This window comes from Shewanella hafniensis (assembly GCF_019655335.1).
In the GTDB taxonomy this organism is placed as follows: domain Bacteria; phylum Pseudomonadota; class Gammaproteobacteria; order Enterobacterales; family Shewanellaceae; genus Shewanella; species Shewanella hafniensis.
Genome location: NZ_BPFD01000019.1, coordinates 57,929 through 64,720, shown reverse-complemented (window position 1 = coordinate 64,720; position 6,792 = coordinate 57,929). Strand labels below are relative to the sequence as shown.

Here is a 6,792-nt window from a genome sequence, read left to right as displayed (position 1 = left end):
AAACAGATGTTTTTTGAGCGTTATAACAAGTTCACCTGAGTTTCAAACAGAGATATCCACAGAAAATGTGGATATCCCCGTATTTCATCCCCTAGCTTTGTTGATAAATGTCTTTTAAGTGTGATTTTATCCAATGCCTAGGGTGAAATAGAGGTTTGCTGAGAGACTAGCTTTATGAAACAATCAGTTTATTAAAATTTAATGTGATTTGGAGTCCATGTGATTGATAGCGACGGCTTTCGCGCAAATGTGGGCATTATAATTTGTAACAGATATGGCCAAGTCATGTGGGCCAGACGCTTCGGTCAACACTCATGGCAATTTCCTCAAGGTGGTGTCGATGATGGCGAGACAGCAGAAGAGGCAATGTACCGTGAGTTGTATGAAGAAGTGGGCCTAAGACCCGAACACGTGCATATCCTAACCTCGACCCGTTCTTGGTTACGCTATCGTTTGCCAAAGCGTTTAGTCAGGCAAGACAGTAAACCTGTGTGTATTGGGCAAAAACAAAAGTGGTTTCTGTTACAACTGAAAAGCCAAGATAGTGCGATTAATTTAAGTTCCTCTGGGCATCCTGAATTTGACGATTGGCGCTGGGTAAGTTATTGGTATCCTGTGCGGCAAGTCGTGTCATTTAAGCGTGATGTTTATCGTAAGGTGATGAAAGAGTTTGCGGTAACGGCATTGTCATTCCAGACCCTAGAAATACCTAGGAAACGGGGAAGGCAAAAAACAACGGGCTGATTTTCAAAAGAGGATTGAAAACAGTGTTAAATACGCTTAGGGATATTACTCAGGCTGTGGCATCAGCCCACAGTTTGGAAACCGCACTAGAAGTCTTAGTCTCATCGACTAAAGCGGCGATGGAAACCCAATGTTGCTCCATCTATATCCTAGAAGAGCAAGAACTGGTGTTATCTGCAACCGACGGTCTTGAAAAAAGCGCCGTTGGTCGGGTACGTATGCCACTGACCGAAGGTTTAGTGGGACTTGCTGCCCAGCGAGAAGAGGCCGTTAACCTAGCGGATGCGCGGCTTCACCCCAGATTTAAACTTTTCCCTGAAGTTGCCGAAGAAGAATACCGTGCCTTTTTAGCTGTACCTATTATCTACCAGAAAGCCGTGGTCGGGGTGATAGTGGTACAGCAGGCGAGTGCCCGTCAATTCAGTGAAGGCGAAGAGGCCTTCCTGATGACGCTCGCCGCCCAGTTAGCGATGGCGGTGCGCGGTTTAAAACAAAAAGCTCAAGTCAGTTCCCACCACCAACAAATTCTATTTCAAGGTACGTCGGCGTCGAATGGTATCGCCATTGCCTATGCTTTTGTGCTTGGTGGAGAAATTCCCCTTGAGCAGCCCGACGTGCGCTCTGACGATATTGACTATGAATCGAGCCGTTTAACAACGGCTATGGTGCGCTGTAAAGAAGCGATTGGCGCTTTGTCTCAGCGGTTTGACCGCGAGCAAGATGACGAAGTCGTCTCTATTTTCAATGCATTACAGCTATTACTTGATGACGCCAGTTTAGGGGGGGAATACGCCCGTGAGGTGCAATTAGGTTGGGCTGCTGAATCGGCGGTAAGCCGAGTGTCCTTGCGTTACATTCAGCAATTTTTGGCGATGGAAGATCCTTATCTTAAAGAGCGGGCGAGTGATATCCGCGACTTAGGCCAAAAAGTATTACGCCAGCTGATTGAGCCAGAGCGTTTAGAGCTTGAACCCGATAAACCTGTTATTTTAATTACCCGCGAAGCCGATGCGACTATGTTGGCTGAGTTTCCAAGACAGAAACTCGCGGGGATTGTCACTGAGCTTGGCGGGGTAAACTCCCATGCCGCTATTTTAGCCCGCGCCTTAGGTGTGCCGGCCATTACCGGTGTAGAACAACTGTTATCCGCCAATATTGACCAAAAACTTTTAGTCGTAAACGCAAGTCGTGGCCAGCTATTGGTATCGCCATCCCCTGCTATTGTCGGCGAGTATCGTAGCCTGATTTCGGCGCAAAAAGCCTTGCAACGCCAGTATGCCCAAGAATTAGCACTGCCTTCTGTGACCCTCGATGGTTCACGTATTCGCTTGTATTTGAATGCAGGCTTACTCAGTGGCGTGGCCTCAGAAATTGCCGAAGGCGCTGACGGAATTGGGCTATATCGCACCGAAATCCCTTTTATGCTGCAACAACGTTTCCCGAGTGAGTCTGAGCAAGTGAAAGTGTATCAACAGGTCTTATCGGCGGCGTCCGGTCGACCTGTGGTGATGCGCACTTTGGATGTTGGCGGTGATAAACCTTTACCGTATTTCCCAATTAAAGAAGACAATCCTTTCCTTGGCTGGCGTGGGATCCGTTTGTCGCTGGATCATCCAGAATTATTTTTGGTGCAGTTACGGGCTATGTTGCAGGCTGGTGGAGACGGTAAGCAATTAAGTATTTTACTGCCTATGGTCAGTAATTTAGATGAAATTGATCAATCCTTAGAATATCTGCAGCAAGCCTATGTCGAACTTAAAAACGATGTAAATAGCAACATAGTGATGCCACGCATCGGCATTATGCTCGAAGTGCCGGCGATGTTGTATCAATTGGATGATGTGGCAAAACGGGTAGATTTTGTTTCCGTTGGCAGTAATGACTTAACCCAGTATTTGCTTGCGGTTGACCGTAACAATCCACGGGTGAGCTCGTTATTTGACAGTTATCACCCTGGGATATTGCGGGCTTTGCATCAGGCTCACTTAGATTGTCGATATCATAAGCTTGATATCAGTATTTGTGGAGAGCTCGCGGGCGAGCCTATGGGCGCCATTTTGTTGGTGGCCATGGGATACGATCAATTGAGTATGAATCAGGGCAGTTTAGCGCGAATTAATTATCTATTGCGCCGTGTTGCAAGGGCCGATTTAGATCAATTGCTCGCTCAAGCCTTGAGCCTATCAAACGGCTTTCAAGTGCGGGAGCTGGTTAAAGAATATTTAAACCAGCAAGGTCTCTCGACAATTCTTAATTAACTAATCTTGTCTTTTGCTTTAAGCTAAGGCCCTCAATTTATCACGCTGTAGGTACTCGTGTGGATAGTTTGTTGTCGGTGTTCTTTATTTGCTTAGCTTTAGGTGCATTTGTCGGCTTTATGGCGGGATTATTAGGTATCGGTGGCGGCTTGATTGTAGTGCCTGCGCTGCTTTATATTCTGCCTTCCGTTGGGATTACTTCTGCGCAATTACCCCATATTGCGATTGCCACTTCGCTGGCGGCCATTATTCTCACTTCTATCTCATCGATGCGAGCGCATCACAAGCGGGGGAACGTGCCCTGGGGATTGTTTCGTACTATGTTCCCTGGGATTGTGCTCGGTGCGTTGATGTCAGGTTTCATTGCCGAACAGATCCCTGCAGCAACCCTTAAACAAGGCTTTGCGGCTTTTGTGATTTTAATGGCGATTCAGATGGCGTATCCCCTTAAAACTGAATCGAACCGAGAATTACCTAGTTCAATTATTCTGTTTGTGGTTGCTGTAATCGTCGCTGTAATTGCAGGATTAATGGGAATTGGTGGCGGAGTATTGTTAGTGCCGTTTTTAACCTTCTTTGGTCTGCAGATGCGTTACGCGGTTGGGTTTTCGGCGGCGACGGGTTTGTTGATCTCCCTGTCGGGCAGTTTCGGCTATATCATCGCAGGCCTTAATGCGCCCGAGTTACCTTATGGCACCTTAGGTTTTATCTTTTTACCAGCCTTGTTTGGTTTAGTGATCACTTCTGTCCTGATGGCGCCCGTTGGCGTGAAAGCGGCAAGCACTTGGCCAACATCGGTACTCAAAAAGATATTTGCACTGTTATTGCTGTGTGTTGGCCTTAAGTTAATTCTGATCTAGTTTTTATGTTTACCTCTATTTGAGGCTGCTAATGGATGTGTTATGGCGTTGAGTTTCCCCAATATCGATCCCGTGATCGTATCATTTGGACCCTTTAATCTGTTTGGACAAACCTTTGAACCTGCACTGCGTTGGTATGGTTTTACCTATTTAGTCGGATTTGTTGCGGCTATGTGGTTGCTCAATCGACAAGCTGACCGCTCCAAGGGAGTGTGGTCGCGGGAGCAAGTGTCAGATTTACTCTTTTATGGTTTTCTTGGGGTGATATTGGGCGGGCGTATCGGTTATGTGCTTTTTTATCATTTCGATTATTTCCTCGCTAGCCCATTATATTTATTTAAAATCTCCGAAGGCGGCATGTCCTTCCACGGCGGTTTGATGGGCGTGATAGCGGCGATGATTTATATCGCCTGGAAACAAAAGCGCACCTTCTTTGCGGTAGCCGATATGGTGGCACCTGTTGTGCCTATTGGTTTAGGCGCAGGGCGTATTGGTAACTTTATTAATGGTGAACTCTGGGGCCGAACCACAGACGTGCCATGGGGCATGGTGTTTCCAACTGGAGGCCCCGAACCGCGCCATCCTTCTCAGTTGTACCAATTTGCACTTGAAGGTGTGGCATTATTTCTTTTACTTTACTGGTTTAGTAAACGTACCGATAAAGTTGGCGCCGTCTCTGGTATGTTCTTAGTCGGTTACGGTATTTTCCGTATTATGGTAGAAACGGTAAGACAACCCGATGCACAGTTGGGACTCTACTGGGGATTGATGACCATGGGGCAGATACTGTCTATCCCTATGGTGTTAATCGGTTTGTACTTGATTTTTCGTAAGCAAGGTAAGCAGCAATGAAACAGTATTTAGACTTAATGAAGCACATCTTAGCCGAAGGTGTGGATAAATCGGATCGCACAGGTACGGGGACTCGCTCAGTATTTGGCTATCAAATGCGCTTCGATTTGAGCAAAGGTTTTCCTTTGGTAAGCACCAAGAAATGCCACATGCGCTCGATCATCCACGAATTGCTGTGGTTCCTGAAGGGTGAAACTAACGTTGCCTATTTACGCGAAAACAAGGTCAGTATTTGGGATGAATGGGCCGATGATAATGGCGATTTAGGGCCGGTTTATGGTGCCCAGTGGCGCAGCTGGCCAACCCAGAGCGGTGATGCTATCGATCAGATTTCACAAGTAATTGCTCAGATAAAATCTCAGCCAGATTCTCGCCGCCTTATCGTTTCTGCCTGGAACGTGGGCGAGTTGGATAAAATGGCCTTGGCGCCGTGTCATGCGTTTTTCCAGTTCTACGTGGCTGATGGCAAATTATCTTGTCAGCTGTATCAGCGCAGCTGTGATGTGTTCCTTGGCTTGCCATTTAACATCGCCAGTTATGCTTTGTTAACTATGATGGTGGCCCAGCAATGTGACTTGGCCTTAGGTGATTTTGTGTGGACCGGTGGTGATACCCATTTATATTCAAACCATATGGAACAGACGGCACTGCAGTTAAGCCGTGAGCCAATGCCGTTGCCAACCATGACGATTTTACGTAAACCTGAATCAATTTTTGATTATCAATTCGACGATTTCGAGCTAACAAACTACGCTCCACATCCCCATATCAAAGCACCTGTCGCCGTATAACGTGCATTTTTTCGACTAATACCTCGGAATAGCCGAGGTGTTAGGTCGAAACTTACGATTATATTTGTTGTTACAATTCGTCTACACTCAATTCATTATGATTTTTAGGAGTGCACGATGGAAAAAGCAATTAGAAATTTTCTGAGCCAAGAATCGGCTGGCGGTATCCTATTATTGGTTGCTGTTGCCTTAGCTATGCTGATGGCCAATTCCCCTTTATCTGGACTTTACCAAGGCTTTTTAGGCACTGACGTACAAGTTAAAATTGGCGAGCTCGATATTCATAAGCCGCTGATTCTGTGGATCAACGATGGCCTGATGGCTGTATTCTTTTTGCTTATTGGTTTAGAGGTTAAACGTGAGTTACTCGAAGGTGCCTTATCGAGTGTTGCTCAAGCCTCTCTGCCTACCTTTGCAGCCATTGGCGGCATGTTAGTCCCTGCTGGGGTGTACTTACTGTTTAACTATGGCGATCCGGTCACACAAGCGGGCTGGGCGATTCCTGCCGCGACGGATATTGCGTTTGCTTTAGGTATTATGGCGCTGCTTGGGAGCCGCGTTCCCGTTTCGCTGAAAGTCTTCTTACTTGCTTTAGCGATTATCGATGACTTAGGTGTCATTGTGATTATCGCGCTGTTCTACAGCACCGACCTATCAACCATCAGTTTAGTGATTGCCAGTTTAGCGATTGCGGGCTTGGTTGGGTTAAACCGTAAAGGGGTCACCTCACTTTTACCCTATGGCATTTTAGGATTGATCCTTTGGGTCGCCGTACTGAAGTCTGGAGTGCATGCGACTCTGGCTGGCGTCATCATCGCTTTCTGTATTCCATTACGGGCAAAGGATGGCAGCTCACCTTCGGAAGGCTTAGAGCACAGTTTGCACCCTTGGAGCACCTTCTTCATTCTACCAGTGTTCGCTTTTGCCAATGCGGGGGTTTATGTCGGTAATATGAATTTGGAGACGTTAATTTCTCCTGTCCCCGTTGGTATTGCACTGGGCCTGATGTTAGGCAAGCCCATTGGTGTGATGGTGTTTAGCTATATTGCGGTGAAACTCAAACTGGCTCAGTTACCCGATGGCGTAAGTTGGAAGCAAATTGCCCCCGTCGCGGCCATGTGCGGTATTGGTTTTACTATGTCTATGTTTATTGCGTCGTTAGCCTTTGAACATGCAGACCCTATGTACGGTGACTTAGCACGCCTAGGGACCTTAATCGGTTCGATTATGGCAGCGTTAGTCGGGTATTTCTGGTTATCAAAAGTGTTACCTAATAAAGGAGTATAA

Annotated in this window: 6 protein-coding genes; all 6 read left to right on the top strand. The window is 46.7% G+C overall.

What is annotated here, in order from left to right; all coding sequences use genetic code 11:
- The first annotated feature begins 219 nt into the window (after window positions 1-219).
- The 6 genes from rppH to nhaA all read left to right on the top strand — a co-directional run bounded on the left by rppH (window position 220) and on the right by nhaA (window position 6,792).
- The gene (rppH, locus tag K5Q99_RS08180) at window positions 220-744 is read left to right on the top strand and encodes an RNA pyrophosphohydrolase (protein WP_006080762.1); all 525 of its coding nucleotides are present in this window, start codon (window positions 220-222) and stop codon (window positions 742-744) included.
- Between the two features lie 23 nt (window positions 745-767).
- Complete coding sequence (gene ptsP / locus K5Q99_RS08175; RefSeq protein WP_220776567.1) at window positions 768-3,002, top strand: phosphoenolpyruvate--protein phosphotransferase; 2,235 nt, start codon at window positions 768-770, stop codon at window positions 3,000-3,002.
- Between the two features lie 59 nt (window positions 3,003-3,061).
- Window positions 3,062-3,862, top strand: a complete 801-nt coding sequence (locus tag K5Q99_RS08170) for a sulfite exporter TauE/SafE family protein (protein ID WP_220776566.1) — start codon at window positions 3,062-3,064, stop codon at window positions 3,860-3,862.
- A 42-nt stretch (window positions 3,863-3,904) separates the two neighbouring features.
- Window positions 3,905-4,714, top strand: coding sequence for a prolipoprotein diacylglyceryl transferase (gene lgt / locus K5Q99_RS08165; protein WP_220776565.1), 810 nt, complete (start codon window positions 3,905-3,907; stop codon window positions 4,712-4,714).
- Window positions 4,711-5,505, top strand: a complete 795-nt coding sequence (gene thyA, locus K5Q99_RS08160) for a thymidylate synthase (protein WP_006080766.1) — start codon at window positions 4,711-4,713, stop codon at window positions 5,503-5,505. The genes lgt and thyA overlap by 4 nt, the downstream gene beginning before the upstream one ends.
- A gap of 117 nt (window positions 5,506-5,622) precedes the next feature.
- Window positions 5,623-6,792 carry a Na+/H+ antiporter NhaA gene (gene nhaA, locus K5Q99_RS08155; RefSeq protein ID WP_106649846.1) on the top strand — a complete coding sequence of 390 codons (1,170 nt, stop codon included), beginning with the start codon at window positions 5,623-5,625 and terminating at the stop codon, window positions 6,790-6,792.